The following is a 16,854-nucleotide window of genomic DNA, read 5'->3' on the forward strand; positions in this document are numbered from 1 at the left end:
GCAGGCGACCGTGCGGAAGGCACTGGACGGGCTGGAGAAAACCGTCGCACCGGGCGCTGGTGCGGGCGACCGGATCCGATTCGCTGATCCGGCTGTGGGACGAGCACGCCGCCGAGATCGACCAGATCGTGCAGATCGGCCCAAGGGGCACGTGACGGACGCGGAAGACTTGGCCCGGCACCGGCTGCTGGCCTGGGGGAATGCTGGACGGCGACGTCGACGCGGCCATCGAGGCGGGCCAGTTTCTGCCCGAGGTTTGCCGCGATTTCCTTCGCCGGTTGCTGGGCTGAGGAACCCGGCATCATCCGGATTCCGTTCTCTGCTCGCTGATTTCCCACGAATGACGTGGTCGTCCACGCCGCTGACCACATCGGACTTTGCGCCTTCGGCCCAGCCGAAAACCGGCGTCCGCGAAAATTGTCAGACCTCGCCGCTACCTTGCTGGGCATGACGCTACTGGGGTTCTCCGAGGAGGACGAGTACCTGCCCGACTACGGCACCATTGTGCTTCGAGACGTATACCGCGACAGCAGTGTGCCCGTGCTGGGCAACGACCTGCTTGGCGAAAGCGCGACGAACGCGTTGTCCGGCACGGTCGCGACAGCAGGCGACGGCTGGCTGCACTGCACCGCCAACGACCCCTGGCAAGCAGTGCGCTGCGAGGCCCACGACGGGCCGCCGGAACTGCGGCTCGAGGAATGGGAAGACGTTGTCGAGTCGCCGTTTCACAGCCGTTCCGGGGCCGTGAGCCTGGCATTGCTGACCGGCGGTGCCACCGGCGACCAACTGAACCTGGGCGCGCAAGGCCTTTTCCGCACCCGGATCTGCCGCAAACCAGCGGAACCCGGGGAAGAGGGCGACGTCTGGCTGATCCAGTTCTGGCCGGCGCCCGACCGGCCGGAGCCGCCGCGGTGGCTCAACCGCACCCGCGCCACGCTGCACCCGGAAAACCCGGGCTGGCAACAGGTATTGGGATACCACTTGATCGAAGTGTCGTGGTACTTCACGCTCGCCGGCATGCCGCGCCGGGACGGCTGGCTCGACGAACCGTTGCCCGGCGAGCCGCCCTCGGACACTGTGTGCGCGCAGCTGGGCGTCGATCCGCCGCGTACGCGACGGGACGCGATTCCCCTGCTGGTCGCGGCAGGACTGCTCGTGGCGGACGGCTCCGGCGGCTACTCGGCGGGAACGCCGCGGCGGGCCACGGAAGTCCTCGACCTCCCGGCGGACCTGGCCGCCCGGTTGGATGCGGCGGCGGTGCGGGCCGTGTACGTCTGGCTCGCGGCCGACCTCGTCAGCATCGCGGCCTGGTCGAATCCGGCGCACGTCAAGGATGTCGCTGCTTTGCTGGCCGTCCCGGAGGAAACCGTCGAGCCGTTGCTCGAGTATGCGGTCAGCGACAAGCTGATCCGCCGGGAGGACGACACTGTCGCGGCGCTTCCCCGCCCGCCGCTGCCGCAGCAGGTGCCCCGCGTGACAATCGTTCACCGGGAGGAACCTCCGACCGTGGCCGGTGCTCCGCCGCGAGCCGGGTTCGTCTCCGGCGACGGCACGGTCGGCGTATGGCACGCGGGAGAGTTCGCGATTCTCGGCCGGGTCGAGAGCGACTACCGGTACCGCGCTTTCGAGACCCTGGCCGGAATTTACGTCGCGGCGTCCGGCGGGCAAGGACAGCTGATCGACTGGTCGGGCACTGCCCGGCAGCTTCCGGTGGACTTGGACATGGGGCCTGTCCGCAGCGCGGACGGACGCTACCTGGCGGGCGTGCAGACTCACGTCGGCAGGCGGTCGTGGGACCAGGTGCATTTGTACGACGTGACAACGGAAGAATCGTGGAGCCTGCCGAAATCGCCTGAGCTGACCCGAAGGGTCCTGGGCATCCACGACGGGGCGGTCTATTTCGTCACCGGTTCCGGAGGCGGGCCCTTCGTCGCTTCCCGCTGGACGCCGGGTCACGAACCGGCGGACCTCGCGTCGCCGATGCATCTGCTCGACCCGTTGTCCGGGGCGCAATTGCGCGAAGAAGCCTGGGGAATGGCGGTGGTCACCACGTCCGGGGAACAGCTGGCGGCGAGGGAACCCTACCGCTGGCGTTTCGTGCCGGGCGGCACGCGGATGTATTCGTTCCGGTACGACCCGCCCTCCGCGGAACTGCTCGACCTGGCTACCGGGTCGGTCACCGCCTGTCCGCTCCCGGCGGCCTGCGACCTCGGCGACACCGCGCCGACCGCGCCGGTCTGGGAAACCCCCGACACGGTGGTCTTCTCCCAGCCGCACCACGGGTGGACTCGCCGCATCGTCCGATGGCACGTGCCTCGCGCCGAGTTCGAGCATTTCGACCTGCCCGAAATCGCGGGATACCGCCCGTTCCCGGTCGAACCGATCCTCGCGGGAGAACCGGGCGCCGGAAAGCCGGTCCGGTCATGACGAACGTGTCGGCCGACTATCGCGGGCATCCGTCCGGGGGACGCTCCGGGCCGCCGCCGCAGTTTCCGCGGCGGCGGCCCGGAGCGGTTGCCCGGCTCCGGCGTTCAGTGTCAGCGATGCGCGACCGCGACGGGCGCGGCGACCGCCAGCTTCCACACCGCGTACCCGATCGCGTCGGAGTTCTTCTCCAGCGGCGTGTCCGGGATGTTCGACGTCGTGTCGCAGGCGCGGTGGTAGCAGTTGTCGAACGCCGCGCCCGGCGTGCCGCCCCACTTCTCGGCCTGTTCGTAGCTCTTGATGTCGCCGGCGCCCGTCGCGAGGCCGCCGACCGGGATGCCCGCGCGCTTGAACGACGCGTGGTCGGACCGTCCGTCGCCTTCGGTGTCGCCCTCGGTCTCGATGTTGATGGAGGCGAAGTACTCGTCGAAGACGGCCTTGACCGAAGCGACGTCGTCGTAGACGAAGTAGCCCCAGTTCTTCGAACCGATCATGTCGAAGTTGAGGTAGGTCGTGATCTTCGCGCGCTCGGTGCTCGACAGCGTGCTCACGTAGTACCGCGAGCCGACCATGCCGGACTCCTCGTCGGCCCACCACGCGAACCGGACGCGCTTGGCCATCGCCGGGTTGGTGCGGGCCAGCGTCAGCGCGACCTCGAGGATCGACGCGCTGCCGGAACCGTTGTCGTTGATGCCGGGGCCGGCGCTCACCGAGTCGAGGTGCGCGCCGAGCATCAGGACCTGGTTCGCGTCGCCCTGCGGCCATTCCGCGATCAGGTTCTGCGAGCGGCCGGTGCAGCTCGTGCAGGTCTGCCGCTTCGTGGTGTAGCCCGCGTTCTTGAGCAGGTTCTCCACATAGGACACCGACGCGGCGTAACCGCCGCCGCGCGGCGAGCGCGTGCCGCCGTTGTTGCGGGCGATCGCCTGGAACTGGTTGAGATGGGTCTTGATGTTGGCCAGCGAGATGTCCGGGGCCGCGAGCGCCGAGGCGGGCGCGGCGGTGGCCGCGGGCACGCTGACGACGCCCAGTACCGCCACCAGGGCGGTGACCCCGGCGCCGAGTCTTGTCTTCCACTTCATGACGGTGCGTTCCTTCGGTTGGGGTTGGGGGAGCGGGTGTTTCCGGGGGAGGGGCCGGGCGGGCCGGGTCCCGCCGCGCGGCGGCGAGCGGGACCCGGCCGCGTCAGGTCAGCGCGCGGCGCGCGTCGTGCAGGTCGGCTCGCCGGACACCGCGGGAACGGAGACGGCGTTCCAGGCTGCCTTGGTGGCGTTGAACTCGGTGCAGCTGCCCGGGTAGAGCGCGATCGCGGCCTGGAGAGTCGCCTTGCGGGCCGCCTTGTGGTTCCACGACGAGGTCTTCTTCAGCAGGCCGTTGTAGAAGATCTTGGCGGCCTTCTGGATGCCGACACCGGTGACGCTGCTGTTGTTGCAGGTCGGGCTGGCGGGCTTGCCGCCGCCCGGGTTCGAACCCTCGGCGAGCAGATAGAACCAGTGGTTCTGCGGACCGGCCGCCGCGTGCACCTCGGTGCTCGGGATCGACGACGAGTAGCAGTTCGGGTCGCCGGCCTTCGACGGGTTGTACATGTAGCGGATCGGGCCCTGGCCGACCAGGTTCACGCCCTCGCCGACCTCGTAGTCCGGCCGGTCCTTCGCGTTGTTCGCATACGCTTCGGTCATCGCGCCGAAGATGTCGCCGGTCGACTCGTTCAAGCCGCCGTTCTCGTTGCCGGAACCCGCGCCGCCCGGGGTGGTCTGGAAGATGCCGTGCCCGAACTCGTGGCCGACGACGTCCATCGACGTGGCCTGGCGCTGGTTGTCCTGCGAGTGCCCGAAGTGCGTCGACGAGCCGTCCCAGTAGGCGTTGACGTCGTTGAGGCCGACGGATGCCGGATAACCGCGTCCGCTGCCGTTGATGCCGTTGCGGCCCAGCCAGTCCTTCAGCATCTTCCACTCGGTCTGGACGCTGAAGAGAGTGTCGACGCAGCCGGTTTCGAGGTTCGTGCCCGAGCCGTTGCCCCAGCTGTTGTCCGGTCCGCTGTAGACAGACCCGCCCTCGCGGCCGCAGCTGATGCCCGGGCGGCCGGGGTCGCGCATCGAGTACGAACTGCCGGAACCGGTGGTGTCGATGGAGACGGTGCCGACGTAGTAGCTGTTGCCGGTGCCCGCCGCGTTCACCGCGTTCGGACCGGCCTGGGACTTGGCTCCGGAGCTGAAGGTCTTGATGTCGTCCCGCTGGTCGAGCACCGCGCCGGTGGCGGCGTCGACGAACACGTGCAGCCTGCTCGGCGCCGCGGCGGTGCGCCCGGTGACGACGACCTCGTAGGCCAGTTTCGGATTCGCCCCGGCCAGCACCACCTTTTCGGGTGCGCTCACACTGTCCACAGTGGGCAGTTGGGCGCGTGCGGTGGAAGCGGCCTTCGCGGCGTCGAGCTCTGCCTGCGTCCCGACGGCGATGGGTGCGGTTTCCGCGGCGCTGGTGTCGCGGACGTTCCCGGCTCCGTCCGCGACGACGACCGCGTCCCCGCCGACGACCCGCAGGCCTTGGTAGGTGCGCTCGTAGGCGCTGTAGAAGAGTCCGGCGTCGCCCGCGGTCTGGCCGACGCGCCGGAACGCCTCCGCCGGGCCGCGGCTGAGCCGGCCGAGCCCGGAGGCGACCGCCTGGTCGGCCGCGCGAGCGGCGGCCGCGTCGGGGGACGCGGGCTGGGCTTCGGAAGCCGCGCTCGCCGGGACGGCCGGCAACGCGAGGGACATGGCGAGACCGGCGGCGGCCGCCAAGCCCGTGGTGAGTCCGCGATGGGGCATCGAGGTCTTCCTTCCATGAAGGCAGGACGATGGGTGCGGGGAGAGGGAACGCGCCCGGCCGCTCACGGTGGGTATGCGGCCGAGCACAGTCGAGTAAAGGATCGGCGCAGAGGGGCGTCAATGCTCCAAACGGACCAACGGAATGTTCCGGATTCGGCGGTCAATTGGTATATGCCTTGCCGGTGCTGGGATTCCTCGCGCGTTCGGCGCTCAGCCGACTTTCGTAGGGAATGTCCCGGGTGCCGTACGAATGTCGGAAGAGTCCGGGCTGCGCAATGGCCGGGCGGAGGGGGAAGAGCGATTCCCCGGCGGGCGCGCGTTCGGCGGTGCCCGCTGCGGGTGGGCGAGGTGCTGCCCGGCGAACTCGATGGGCTCGCGGCGTCGACCCGCCGGACCAGAGCGCCGCCCGACCTGATTCCCGGACTCCCGGAACCTGTTCGCTGACTGGGACGACGTCGATGCCTCAGCGAGGTCCGGGCCGGCACCCCTCCGGCCCTGTCATGGCCGCGCACACTTCGGCGGCCGCTGTCCACAGTCCGAAATGGCCGGTCGCGACGGTCCGGCACACCATCCCCTGTTCCCGGGCGCGGGCAGACATAGCCGAGAAAGGAGAGTGCTCGCCGAAAAGAACGCAGCGGCCAGGCGGCCGCGGGCCGGCAGACGGCGGCGGCAAGGGTTCTTCGTGGCTGGCGAGGTCGATCGGCCGCAGCCGGGAGACCACGTCGGCGTGGGTGAACCCGAGCGCGTCGAGCCCGAACGGCGGCACGGTCCGGCCCGACGGGTCGTGGGAACGCGCCGCCTCGGCGAACAGCCGACGCAGCATCGGCATCAGGTCGAACGCGGATTCACCGGGCGAGGGAAGGAAAGCGTCGAGATAGATCGCTTCGCGCACCTGCTCCGGATGCGCGTCCGCGACCCCGGCGACGACCATTCCGCCGTAACTGTGGCCGACGAGGACGACCTGGTCTTCCAGCAGCAGCGCGACTTCGTCGAGGTGCTGCACCAAGCCTGGGCCAGTGAGCGTGGGCGCGGCAACGGTGTGCCCTTGTTCGGACAACCGCGCCGCGATCCGGTCCCATACCCAACCGCCGCACCACGAGCCGTGCACCAGGACGTAGTGGCTCACGGCGTGGGCACTTTCGCGACGACGTCGACCTCGACCAGCACATCGGGGGCGAACAGTGCGGCGACCCCGACCATCGTGCTCGCCGGCGCTGTGGGCACGCCTTCGCGCAGCGCGCCGAAGAGGCCGGAGATCAGCTCGGGGCGGTAGTCCACGACGTAGACGGTTTCCTTGACGACATCCTCGCGTCCGCAACCGACCGCGGCGAGCGCGATGTCGAGGTTCTGCGCGATCCGCCGCATCTGGGTCGCGTGGTCCTCGCCGCACAGGTTCCCGTGCTCGTCCCAGGCGACTTGCCCGGAAAGGAAAGCGAGGTCGCCGACGCGCACGACCGGAGTGAAGGCCCCGGGAGAGCGGTGGAGTCCGGCGGGCGTCAGGTGCTCGGTCATCGCCGCACCGCCGCTCCGGCCCAGTCGGTGATCGCGGCTTCCCGGAGCGCGGCGTCCGGCGGATCGGTTGCGCGGCGGACCCACGCGATGTGTCCGTCGGGCCGGACGAGGAGTTCGCTGAGGTTCTCGGGTCTGGTGCCGGCCACCGTGATCCGGTCTTTCCACCCCTCGGCGACCTGTTCCGCGCCGTCCCCGAAGTAAGCGAAGGTGCCGCTGTGCACCAGATCCGCGCCTTCCGGCCCGAACATCCGGCCGGTCGCGCGGGCGCCGATGAGCGGGTCGCCCTCCGGTGCCGGATAGGACGTCGACAGCGCGGACACCAGACCGGCCAGCCGGGCGTTGACCTCGGGGATTTCGAGCAGCGAATCCAGCAGTCCGCGCAGCGCGGCGACCGGGCGCTGGTAGCCGGGAACCAGGGTGAGTTCCAGCAGCAGCGTCTGGGCCCGGGTGTTGTCGGTGACGAGCTGCCCCGCCGGGAACCGCTCCGCGTGGTAGGTGTCGAGCAGGCCCGGCGGCGCCCAGCCGGTGATCTCGGCGGCGAGTTTCCAGCCGAGGTTCATCGCGTCCTGCAAACCGGTGTTGAGGCCCTGGCCCGCCGCCGGGAAATGGATGTGCGCCGCGTCGCCCGCGACGAAAACGCGGCCGGACCGGTAATTCTCGGCCAGCCGCGTGGCGTTGCCGAACCGCGAAAGCCAGCGCGGCTCCGCGATGCCGAAGGACGTCCCCGTCAGCTCCACCAGCGTCGCGCGGAACTCCTCGAAGGTCACGGGTTCCGTTGCCGGGACACGCATCCGCTCCGGACTGGTGACCACGATGCGGGTCAGTCCTCCGGAAAGCGGGGCGATCAGCAGGGGAGTCCGTCCGGCCGCGGCGATCGCCTCCTGGTCGGCGACGGCGAAGTCGCCGAGCATCGAGCTCATCGTGCCGTCCGAGCCCGGGAAACGGATGCCGGCTGACTCCCGGACCTTGCTCCGGCCCCCGTCGCAGCCCACGAGATACGCGGCGCGCAGCCGGAAGTCCCCGTCCGGCCCGATGCCCGCGACGTCGACCCCGTTGTCGTCCTGGGCCAGCGACACGACTTCGTGCCCGTAGGAGATTTCGGCGCCGAGTTCCCGTGCGCGTTCTTCGAGCAGTTGCTCGGTCCGCGCCTGCTCCAGAAACAGCGTGTAGCCGTGGCGAGTGTCCAGCACGGAGAAGTCGAGCCTCCGCGACAGCCCGGCGAAATGCCAGCCCGGCACGGTTCGGCCCTGGGCGAGAAACCGGTCGGCGATGCCGCGCAGCTCGAGGATCTCGATGCTGCGCGGATGCAGCGTGAGCGCGCGCGACTGCCCGTGCCGCGCTTGCTGTCGTTCGAGGATCCGGACCCGCACTCCGGCCAGCGCCAGTTCGGCGCCGAGCAGCAGCCCCGTCGGGCCCGCCCCGCTGATCACGACATCGGTGTCCACAACCGCCTCCACTATTTTCCGAACGATGTTCATTTAAACCTGCCGCCAGTGTCCTGAGGAAGCGCGAAGCTGTCAAACACGCTGCTAGGCTCACCTCGACATGACCGCGCACCAGCCCCGCACCCGAGGACGTCCGCCCGCCGCCGACCGGGCCCACGTCACCGCCGCCGCGCTCCGGCTGCTCGACGAAGAGGGCCTCGACGCGCTCACCATGCGAAAACTGGCCACCGCGGTCGGCGTCCAAGCGGGCACGCTCTACGGCTACTTCCCGACCAAAACGGCCTTGCTGACCGCGATGGCCGAGTCGATGCTGAACGGCTGCCGCGCCGCCGCCGACGAAATCGCCGATCCGCGCGAACGGGTGCTGACCCTCGCGAGAAGCCTGCGCACCGCGCTCCTGTCCTATCGCGACGGTGCGCGGGTGTACGCGGGCACGCACGCCGTCGGACCGAACACCCTAGGCTTCGCCGAAGCCCTCAACGGCGCTTTGCGAGAGTCCGGCCTCGACGCCGCGGCGGCGATGAAAACCGCACTGCTGGTCCTGCACTTCGCGACCGGCCACGCACTGGAGGAACAAGCAGCGATCCAGTCCGGCCCCGACCTGCCCGTCGGCATCGACCGCCTGCGCGAGGCGATCCAGGACGGGGATTATCCGCATCTCGCCGAGGCACAGGACCATCTGACCGGAGCGGACTTCGCCGAACTTTTCGAGCAGGGCTTGCGCTTGCTCACCGCGGACCTGCCCTGACGGCCGGGTTTCACCGTGCTGTCCACGGTTCCGGTGCCGGGCTTGAGGAACGGGTCGCGTCCCGGACCTGCCCGTCGGCATCGGCCGCCAGCGCGAGGCGATCCGGTGCGAGGGTTATCCACGTATCGGCGAGGCGCAGGATTGCCTGACCGCAGCGGCCCTGCCCGAAGGGCGGATTTCACCGCACTGTCCACGGTTCCCGCGCGTCGTGGGCCCGGCTTGAGAAACGGGCAGCGACCCAGTTCTGCCCGGACCCGCCCTGTCGGCCGGATTTCACCGTGTTGCCAACGCCTCCGGGGCGTTGTGGGCCCGCCGGTAAGCCAGCGGCGACAGACCCAGGTTGGCGTAGAAATGCTTGCGCAGCGCGACCGGATCGCCGAAACCGCACGCCGTCGCGATGCGCGCGACGGGCAGGCCGGTGGTCTCCAGCAGCAGCCGGGCGTGCGCGAGCCGTTGCTGTGCCAGCCATTTCAGCGGGCTGCTGCCGACCTCGCTGCGGAATCGCCGGGTGAAGGTGCGCGCGCTCATGTGCGAATGCCGCGCCATGTCGTCGAGGGTGATCGGTTCGGCCAGCCGGTCCAGCGCCCACTGCCGGGTCGCCGACGTCGAGCGGTCGGCGTCGTGCGGAACCGGGTGCTCGATGAACTGCGCTTGCCCGCCCTCCCGCCACGGCGCCACCACACACCGGCGCGCGGCGGCCGATGCCACTGCCGCGCCGTGGTCTCGGCGGACCAAGTGCAGGCATAAGTCGATACCGGCCGCTCCGCCCGCGGAGGTGAGGATGCGGTCGTTGTCGACGAACAGCACATCCGGGTCGACTTCGACCTGGGGGAACAGCCGTGCCAGCGCGTCGCACAGGGCCCAGTGCGTGGTGGCCCGCGCGCCGTCCAGCAGGCCGGCCGCCGCGAGGAGGAACGCCGAGGTGCACAGGCTGACGATGCGGGTCCGCGGCCCGATCCGGTCCAGCGCGGCGGCGATGTCCCCGGGAAGTTCGCCGGTCGCCAGCAGGTGTTCGCCGGGCTCCTGGGTGGCGAGCACGACGGTGTCCGCGGTCGCCAGCGCCGATTCGTCGTGCTCGACGACGATCCGGTAGTCCTCGTGCGTGCGCACCGGACGGCCGCCGAGCGAGCAGGTCGCGACGGAGTACAGCCGGGTCCCGTCCGGTTCGCAGGCCTCGTTGAACACCCGCGCCGGGATGCCCAGGTCCAGGGGCAGGACACCGTCGAGGGCGAGAACTGCGACACGATGCGGCATGGCTGGAATAGTACGATAGGTGTCTTCCCGGCCACTCACTCCTCGCCGCGAACGCGGGCCACTCTGGTCTGGCGCCGCAGTCCCGGCGCGCGATCAACGACAGGAATGAGCGAGAACACCATGAGCGAGCACATGCGGGCGATCACCATCCGGGAGTTCGGCGGGCCGGAGGTGCTGACCGCCGAGCAGGTCGCGCGACCCGAGCCGCTGCCGACCGAGGTGCTGGTGCGCGTGCGCGCCGCCGGGGTCAACCCGGTGGACTGGAAGACCCGCGAAGGCCACGGGATGGCGGGAATGCAGACGTTCCCGCTGGTCTTGGGCTGGGACGTCTCCGGCGTCGTCGAAGAGGCCGGCTTCGGCGTCACCACCCTCGCGCCGGGCGACGAGGTCTACGCCATGCCTTGGTTCCCTCGCGCCGCGGGCGGTTACGCCGAGTTCGTCACGGCCCCGGCCCGGCAGTGGGCTCGGAAGCCAGCCAGCCTCGACCACGTGCACGCGGCCGCCGTGCCGCTGGCGGCGTTGACCGCGTGGCAGGCGTTGGCCGACACAGCTCAGGTGCAGGCCGGACAGCGAGTCCTGATCACGGCCGCTGCCGGCGGGGTGGGCCACTTCGCGGTCCAGTTCGCGCGGCACCTCGGCGCCCACGTGATCGCCACCGCCAGCGCCGCCCGGCACGCGTGGCTCGAGGAACTCGGCGCCGTCGAGACCATCGACTACACCACGACCCGCTTCGAGGACGTCGCCAACGACGTGGACGTCGTCATCGACCTGATCGGCGACGCGAAGGACCAGACCAGTACCCGCTCGCTCAAGACGGTGCGCCCCGGCGGCCTGCTGGTCGCCGTCCCCTCCGGTGTTTCGCCGGAACTGGCCCAGGCAGCGAAAGCCGCTGGTGTGCGCGTCACGCCGTTCCTCGTCGAGCCGGACGGCACCGCGCTGACCACGATCGCGGGCCTGATCGACGCGGGGGAGGTCGCCGTCGAGGTGGAGGAAACCTTCCCGCTGGACCAGGCGGCGGAGGCGCATGCCCGCGGCGCGGCCGGTCGCACCCGCGGCAAGCTCGTCCTCACTGTCGCGGAGTAGGGGGAGCACGACCGGATGGATAGAGTTCGCGGATGGCGGTGCTGGAGATCTCCGATCTGGTGGCGGAGTGGGATCCGTCGACCGGCGAACGCCTTCCGGTCCTCCGGGCGGACGTGGTCGCCGCGCTGCGCGCGGCCGGTGACGAACGGGCGGCCCGGATCGTGCGGCGGATCCCCGTCCTCGGCGAGGTATTGGATCCCGCGGCGGTGGACCGGCTGCTGATCCGGGCCCACACCGAGTTGCAGCGGCTCAACGAGGAAGTGCGGATGGCGCAGCGCTTCGCTGAACTGCTGGCGCCGATCCTCGCCGCGGTCCGGGCGCGGGGGATCCGCCCGCGGGTGGTGGACATCGGCTGCGGGTTGGGGTTCATCGTGCGCAGCCTGGCCAGTTCCGGTGTGCTCGGCCGCGACGTCGACCTGGTGGGTGTGGATTTCAACCGCGCTCTCGTGGCCGAAGCGAGCAGACTGGCCGAAGACGAGCGACTCCCGTGCGCGTTCGTGTGCGGGGACGCGTTCGCGCTGGCCGAGGACGCCACCGTGTACCTGTCCAGCGGGGTGCTGCACCATTTCCCGGCCGACGCGCTGCCGGATTTCTTTCGCGCCCAAGACCGCGCGGGCACGGAGGCGTTCATCCACTACGACCTCGCCGCGACCCGGCTGGCGCCGTTCGGCGCCTGGCTGTTCCACCGGGCCCGGATGCGGGAACCGCTGGGACGGCACGACGGCGTCGCCTCCGCGCGGCGCGCCCACGGCGACCCGGTGCTGCTGTCGGCCGCCGCGCACGCGGCCGGGATGGAAACGTTTCTCTTCGAAGCGACCAAGTACACCAACCCGCTCTGCGCGGCGATGCGTCCGGTTGTCGGCCTCCGTCCGCAGCTGACCGGCGACGTCCTTCGCGCGCTGGGACGCCGCGCCCGCGGGCTGGCTCCAGCGAGATGACCGTGCTGGTTCCGCTTTCGCTGGGCACACTCGCGCTCATCGACGCCGCTCTCGCCGGGTTCCGGGCCGCGACCGGACGCAACGCCCGGATCCGCAAGCGCGCCTACTACCTGACCGCCTCCCGCCGGGGCCTGGCGAGCGGTGCCGCAGGCCTCGGCTTGCCGGCGTTGCTGATCGCGGCGACCTTGCCGTTCTCGTCGGACCCCGGCGCCCGGTACGCCGGACTGGTCGGCGCGGGTGCCCGGATGCTGCAGGTGCTGACCCCGTTCGCGGTGGTCGTGGTGCTTTCGCTGCTGGCGTACTGGCTGCTGCCGATGCGGGGGAGCACGTTCGTGATCCTGATCGGGCTCGGGCCGTTCACGCTGGCGAGGCCGGCGGTCGTGCTCGTCGCTGTGGTGTGGTCGGTGGCACCGTCGGGCGACTGGCTCGTCTGGGCGGTCGCGCTCGCGGCGGCGGTTGCTGTGCTGGCGGTGGAGCCGATGGTCCACCGGCGCTGGTACCGGAATCCCGGGTGAGCGTTGTGCCGATGCCGGAATAGCACGACCCGGTGAACACGGCTGGCGTGATCGGGTTCTCCGGCGAATAGTTCAGCAACAGCGGAAATGCGCACCGAAAGGTCTTGAGTCCCGGGAGGAAGTGACGTCCGGCGGTGGGCGTCTTGCGCTGCGCGCGGTGGAATCGGGATCCTGGGCTCGTCGGGGGCGCCGGGGAGGAGCTGGGCGATGGACGACGTGGAGCTGACGCATCGCGAATGCGTCCGGCTGCTCCGGTCACCCGAACGGGGCCGTCGCGGGATTGTCGCGATCGACGGGCTGAAGCCGGTCGATCGGGTCTGCCTTCTCCTCGACGCGGGGGACGTGCTGATCCCGACCGGGCCGGACAGCGGGCTGGTGCGGGCCGCGGCGTTGCGCCCGGTTTCGCTGGAGTTCACCGATCGGGGCAAAGACGGGCAGTTGCGGTGGACCGTCCGCGGGATCGGGCTCGCCCGGCCGATGACCGGGCTCGACGTTCCGCATCCGGTGCCGCGCAGCACCGTGCTCGCCGCGGCGCCCGACGCGTTCCGCAACGGGGTCCGGGTCGTCGTGGCCCGGTACCGCGGCAACCGGTCCGCGATTCCCTCGCCGCGCGTCGGCTGAGAAGGCCGCGCGGCGGGCTTGGTAACCGTTTGGCGACGCCGCCGCACGGCCCAACCCAGGCGGTTGCGACCGGATAAGATGCGTTTGCCTGAAATCAGTTGTTCATGCGTTTCGCGAGCGGCTGGGTGATCAGGAGGGGGACTGCGAGGCGAAGCCGGGCCGTGCACAGGCGGCCGGGCTGCCGAGCGGCGGCGTCATTCAGTCGGAAGGAACCATGAGCGCACCTGTCAGCATCGCGAGAACCAACGTCAAGACCTTGACGTTCATCACCATCTGGATCCTCGTTGCCGGCGCCGTATTGCTGGGCACGGGATTCATCATGCTCATCACCGCGCCGCCGCACAGCGGAGCCAACATCGGCGCCGGGGGAGCCTTCACCTTCGGCCTCGGCGGGACCGTGGCGGGCCTGCTGATCGGCATGGGGACAGCGGTGGCCGCGCTGCGGGTCCGGAGGCGCGAGGGGCGCCGCGACGCGCATCTGCTGGCCTGGGAGAAGCGTCTCCGGCGCTTGACGGCGGCCGCGGTCGGCCTGGTCACGATCGGGGGCCTCGTGCTGTGCTGGGCGACTGTCGTTTTCATGCAGGGACGCGTCGGAAGCGGCATCGTCAATTCTTACTCGCTTTTCGTGACCGGTATGTGCATCGCTGGGTGCGGTTTGCTCGCCGGGACCCCGCACACGCTGTACTGGCTGTCGCGCCAGCGGACCCGCCGCCATTTCGCGCGCCGGGCATAGCGGTCACGCGGGCCGCATCGTCCGCATGGTGCGCTCGAACTCCCAAAAGGCCCGCACCGCAAGGATTTTGCCTTCGTCGTCGACCCGGTAGACGAACACTCCTTCGGCTTCGAGCACCTGCCCGCCGTTCTGGCTGCGGACCTGGCCGGTGAAGGCGACCTCGTTTCCGCAGGCGAAGGAGTCGTCGAAGAGGAACTCGACCGACTCGCTGGGCGCGATCGCGCGGTCCCAGAACGCCGAAATGGCGTCGCGGCCGCGATGCCCGGCGCCTTCCGGGTCGAACAGCGAAGGGCCGACCGGGTCCTCCACGAGGGCGTCCGCGGCGAACAGCGCCAGCCAGGCCTCCTTGTCCCGCCTCCGCACGGCGGCGTGCAAGGCCTGGCTGGCGGTGCGAGCGGGATGGGCGGTGGTCATCGAGCCTCCTGGGGTCGATCGTCGCTAGCCTGGGAACCATGGTGTTCGACTCCACGCGGCTGGATCTGCGGCCGTACGCCGGGTTCGCCATGGAGCGGTACGTCCGGCGCACGTATTGCAGCTGGGAGGACGCCGGCTGGGAGTCCCTGCTCGTACAGCGGTTCGAGCACGTCCCCGTCGCCGAGGAAATGGCGTTGCCCGCCGCGGCGGATCTGCATTTGGTGTTGCCGGTCGGGAGAAGCGCGGAGATGGAGACGTGCCGGGGCGGCCGGTGGGGGCGCACTCCGTGGACGCCGGGGCGCGTCGAGCTGATGCTTCCGGACCAGCCCGCTGTGCGGCGTTACCGGGCGACGGGCGTGCTGGACAGCGTGCAGGTCCACATTCCGCGCGGCACCGTCGACGCGACCGCGGCGCAGCTCGGCGGCGGCGCGGTGGACTTCGCTGCCGTGGCCGCGTCGCTGGCGGCGGGGGATCCGCTGGTCGAGGAGATCATCCGAGCCGTCGGCGCCGCGGGCGGGGCCGACGACCTGTACGCCGAGTCCGCGGCGGCGTTCCTGACGATGCAACTGCTCACCCGGCACACCCGGCGGTCCGCTCGCGCCGCACCGGGGCGGGAGAACGCGCGGGTCCGGGCGGTCGTCGCGGCGATGCGCGAGCGGCTCGCCGAGCCGATCAGCCTGGCCGACCTCGCCGGCGAGGCGCATCTGAGCGTCTACCACCTGGTCCGGGTCTTCAAGGAAGCGACCGGGGAGACGCCGTACCGGTATCTGACCCGGTTGCGGATCGACGAGGCGAAACGGCTGCTGCGCGGCACCGAGCTGACCATCGCCCAGATCGCCGGGCGCTGCGGATTCGCCAGCCCGGCCGCGCTGTCGACGGCCTTCCTGCGGCACACCGGGACGCGGCCCTCGGCGTACCGCGGTTCCTGACGGGCCCGGCATCAGGGCTTGCGCTGGTGCCGGAACGCGTCCCGGATCTCGGACACCAGCAGATCCGGCTGCTCCAGGCCGGGGAAGTGGCCGCCGCGGTCGAGTTCGTGCCAGGAGCGCAGGTCGAGGTAGCGGCGTTCGGCCCAGTGGCGGACGGTCGGCCAGGGATCGGCCGGGAAGATCGAGCAGGCGGTCGGCACGGTCACCGGCTGCGCGTTCTCCGCTTCCGCGCTGCGGGCCACCCAGCGCATCGCCTCCCAGTACCAGCGCGAAGACGACGCGCCGGTGCCGGTCAGCCAGTACAGCGCGATGGTGTCGATCTGCTGCGCAATGCTTACCCCGCCGCCGGATTCGGGCCGGGTGTCGGAGTAGGCGGCGAATTTCTCGCCCAGCCACGCGGCCAGCCCGGCGGGGGAGTCGAGCAGCGAGTAGCCCAGGGTCTGCGGGCGGGTGCTCATCTGCATCCCGAAGCCGTAGCCGTCGGCGAGGTGCAGGTTTCGCCGGTCCAGGACGCGTTGTTCGGCCGGGCCGGGCGCGAGCAGGTCGTCGGGCAGGGGCGAGGCGATCGGCATCGTCAGGTGCAGGCCCGCGACGCGTTCGGGGACGAGACGGGCGAGTTCGGTGCTCACGAACGCGCCCCAATCCCCGCCGTGGGCGCCGAACCGCGGATAGCCGAGCACGGTCATCAGCCGCGCCCACGCCCGTGCGGTACGGCCGGGATTCCAGCCCTGTTCGCGCGGCCGGTCGCTGAACCCGAACCCCGGCAGCGCCGGAATCACCAGGTGGAAGGCGTCGCGCGCGGAACCGCCGTGCGCGGCCGGATCGCTCAGCGGGCCGATGACGTCCTCGAACTCGAGAACCGAACCGGGCCAGCCGTGCGTCAGCACCAGCGGAAGCGCGTCCGGCTCGGGGGAACGCACGTGCCAGAACGCGATCCCCAAGCCGTCGAGGACGATCCGGTAGTGCGGGATGGCGTTCCACCGCTCCTGCCGCGCGGGCCAGTCGTGCTCGCGCCAAGCCGTCAGCAGGGTCGACAGCTGCGCCAGCTGGATGCCTTGGGCCGCGTCCGGCACGGTCTCGTGCTCGGGAAGGCGGACCCGGTCCAGTCTGGCGCGCAGATCGGCGAGGTCCGCGTCGTCGACGCGAACGGCGAAGCGTTCGGGGGCGGGCGTCTCGCCCGCAGAAATGTCAGCCACGCAATGAACCGTAGGGCCGGGGGCGCGCTCGCCTCAATGTCCGATATTGCTGTGTGTGAGTCAATAATTGCTGTGCGGCAGCCCGGCAGCCCGGCGGTCCGCGCGGTGCGCCCGCTGGCGTCAATTATCTCGCCGGCCGGACGGTGCACAATAAGCCCAGCAAATATGTAGTCGATTATTTTCCCTTGCTGAATCATTTTTCCGGACGATGTAACGGGAGGCGTTTCCCTCTCGATTACGA

Annotated in this window: 16 protein-coding genes; 8 read left to right on the top strand and 8 right to left on the bottom strand. The window is 70.5% G+C overall.

The features are described from left to right. Positions 1-447 precede the first annotated feature (447 nt). A complete protein-coding gene (locus H4281_RS34950) occupies positions 448-2,427 on the top strand; it encodes a hypothetical protein (protein WP_182895136.1) in 1,980 nt (659 codons plus the stop codon). A 110-nt stretch (positions 2,428-2,537) separates the two neighbouring features. On the opposite strand, the gene H4281_RS34955 is transcribed toward H4281_RS34950, so the two are convergent. From H4281_RS34955 to H4281_RS34975, 5 genes are all read right to left on the bottom strand, one after another. Then, positions 2,538-3,503: a M28 family metallopeptidase gene (locus tag H4281_RS34955; RefSeq protein ID WP_182895137.1), complete on the bottom strand. Its 966-nt coding sequence runs from the start codon at positions 3,501-3,503 to the stop codon at positions 2,538-2,540. Positions 3,504-3,611: 108 nt separating this feature from the next. Next, the gene (locus H4281_RS34960; RefSeq protein WP_182895138.1) at positions 3,612-5,225 is read right to left on the bottom strand and encodes a M4 family metallopeptidase; all 1,614 of its coding nucleotides are present in this window, start codon (positions 5,223-5,225) and stop codon (positions 3,612-3,614) included. 463 nt (positions 5,226-5,688) lie between these two features. Beyond that, positions 5,689-6,351, bottom strand: coding sequence for an alpha/beta fold hydrolase (locus H4281_RS34965; protein ID WP_182895139.1), 663 nt, complete (start codon positions 6,349-6,351; stop codon positions 5,689-5,691). Beyond that, a complete protein-coding gene (locus H4281_RS34970; protein ID WP_220508277.1) occupies positions 6,348-6,737 on the bottom strand; it encodes a RidA family protein in 390 nt (129 codons plus the stop codon). Before H4281_RS34970 ends, H4281_RS34965 begins: the two co-directional genes overlap by 4 nt. Then, positions 6,734-8,215: an FAD-dependent monooxygenase gene (locus H4281_RS34975; RefSeq protein WP_220508278.1), complete on the bottom strand. Its 1,482-nt coding sequence runs from the start codon at positions 8,213-8,215 to the stop codon at positions 6,734-6,736. The genes H4281_RS34970 and H4281_RS34975 overlap by 4 nt, the downstream gene beginning before the upstream one ends. A gap of 67 nt (positions 8,216-8,282) precedes the next feature. Between H4281_RS34975 and H4281_RS34980 the strand changes: the two genes are divergently transcribed. Further along, positions 8,283-8,930, top strand: coding sequence for a TetR/AcrR family transcriptional regulator (locus H4281_RS34980; RefSeq protein ID WP_182895140.1), 648 nt, complete (start codon positions 8,283-8,285; stop codon positions 8,928-8,930). A 273-nt stretch (positions 8,931-9,203) separates the two neighbouring features. On the opposite strand, the gene H4281_RS34985 is transcribed toward H4281_RS34980, so the two are convergent. Continuing rightward, positions 9,204-10,184, bottom strand: a complete 981-nt coding sequence (locus tag H4281_RS34985) for a GlxA family transcriptional regulator (protein ID WP_182895141.1) — start codon at positions 10,182-10,184, stop codon at positions 9,204-9,206. A 132-nt stretch (positions 10,185-10,316) separates the two neighbouring features. Here H4281_RS34985 and H4281_RS34990 point away from each other — a divergent pair, with 132 nt between their 5' ends. The 5 genes from H4281_RS34990 to H4281_RS35010 all read left to right on the top strand — a co-directional run bounded on the left by H4281_RS34990 (position 10,317) and on the right by H4281_RS35010 (position 14,074). Next, positions 10,317-11,267, top strand: coding sequence for an NADP-dependent oxidoreductase (locus tag H4281_RS34990; RefSeq protein ID WP_220508311.1), 951 nt, complete (start codon positions 10,317-10,319; stop codon positions 11,265-11,267). Positions 11,268-11,299: 32 nt separating this feature from the next. Further along, on the top strand, positions 11,300-12,205 hold the full coding sequence (locus tag H4281_RS34995) for a class I SAM-dependent methyltransferase (protein ID WP_182895142.1): 906 nt from the start codon (positions 11,300-11,302) through the stop codon (positions 12,203-12,205). Further along, positions 12,202-12,720 carry an oxidoreductase gene (locus tag H4281_RS35000; RefSeq protein WP_182895143.1) on the top strand — a complete coding sequence of 173 codons (519 nt, stop codon included), beginning with the start codon at positions 12,202-12,204 and terminating at the stop codon, positions 12,718-12,720. The genes H4281_RS34995 and H4281_RS35000 overlap by 4 nt, the downstream gene beginning before the upstream one ends. A 207-nt stretch (positions 12,721-12,927) precedes the next feature. Next, positions 12,928-13,341 carry a hypothetical protein gene (locus H4281_RS35005; RefSeq protein ID WP_182895144.1) on the top strand — a complete coding sequence of 138 codons (414 nt, stop codon included), beginning with the start codon at positions 12,928-12,930 and terminating at the stop codon, positions 13,339-13,341. Between the two features lie 214 nt (positions 13,342-13,555). After that, positions 13,556-14,074 (top strand): hypothetical protein, encoded by a 519-nt coding sequence (locus tag H4281_RS35010; RefSeq protein WP_182895145.1) that lies wholly within the window; start codon positions 13,556-13,558, stop codon positions 14,072-14,074. A 3-nt stretch (positions 14,075-14,077) separates the two neighbouring features. Here H4281_RS35010 and H4281_RS35015 read toward each other — a convergent pair whose 3' ends face one another. Then, positions 14,078-14,488 carry a nuclear transport factor 2 family protein gene (locus H4281_RS35015; protein WP_182895146.1) on the bottom strand — a complete coding sequence of 137 codons (411 nt, stop codon included), beginning with the start codon at positions 14,486-14,488 and terminating at the stop codon, positions 14,078-14,080. 38 nt (positions 14,489-14,526) lie between these two features. On the opposite strand from H4281_RS35015, the gene H4281_RS35020 reads away from it, so the two are divergent. Next, entirely contained in the window at positions 14,527-15,417 is an 891-nt protein-coding gene (locus H4281_RS35020) for an AraC family transcriptional regulator (RefSeq protein WP_182895147.1), read from the top strand. An 11-nt stretch (positions 15,418-15,428) separates the two neighbouring features. Here the strand turns inward: H4281_RS35020 and H4281_RS35025 are convergent, their stop codons facing one another. Further along, positions 15,429-16,613 (bottom strand): epoxide hydrolase family protein, encoded by a 1,185-nt coding sequence (locus H4281_RS35025; protein WP_312872236.1) that lies wholly within the window; start codon positions 16,611-16,613, stop codon positions 15,429-15,431. Positions 16,614-16,854 lie beyond the last annotated feature (241 nt).

Origin of the sequence: Amycolatopsis dendrobii, from assembly GCF_014145675.1 — a bacterium.
GTDB lineage: Bacteria > Actinomycetota > Actinomycetes > Mycobacteriales > Pseudonocardiaceae > Amycolatopsis > Amycolatopsis dendrobii.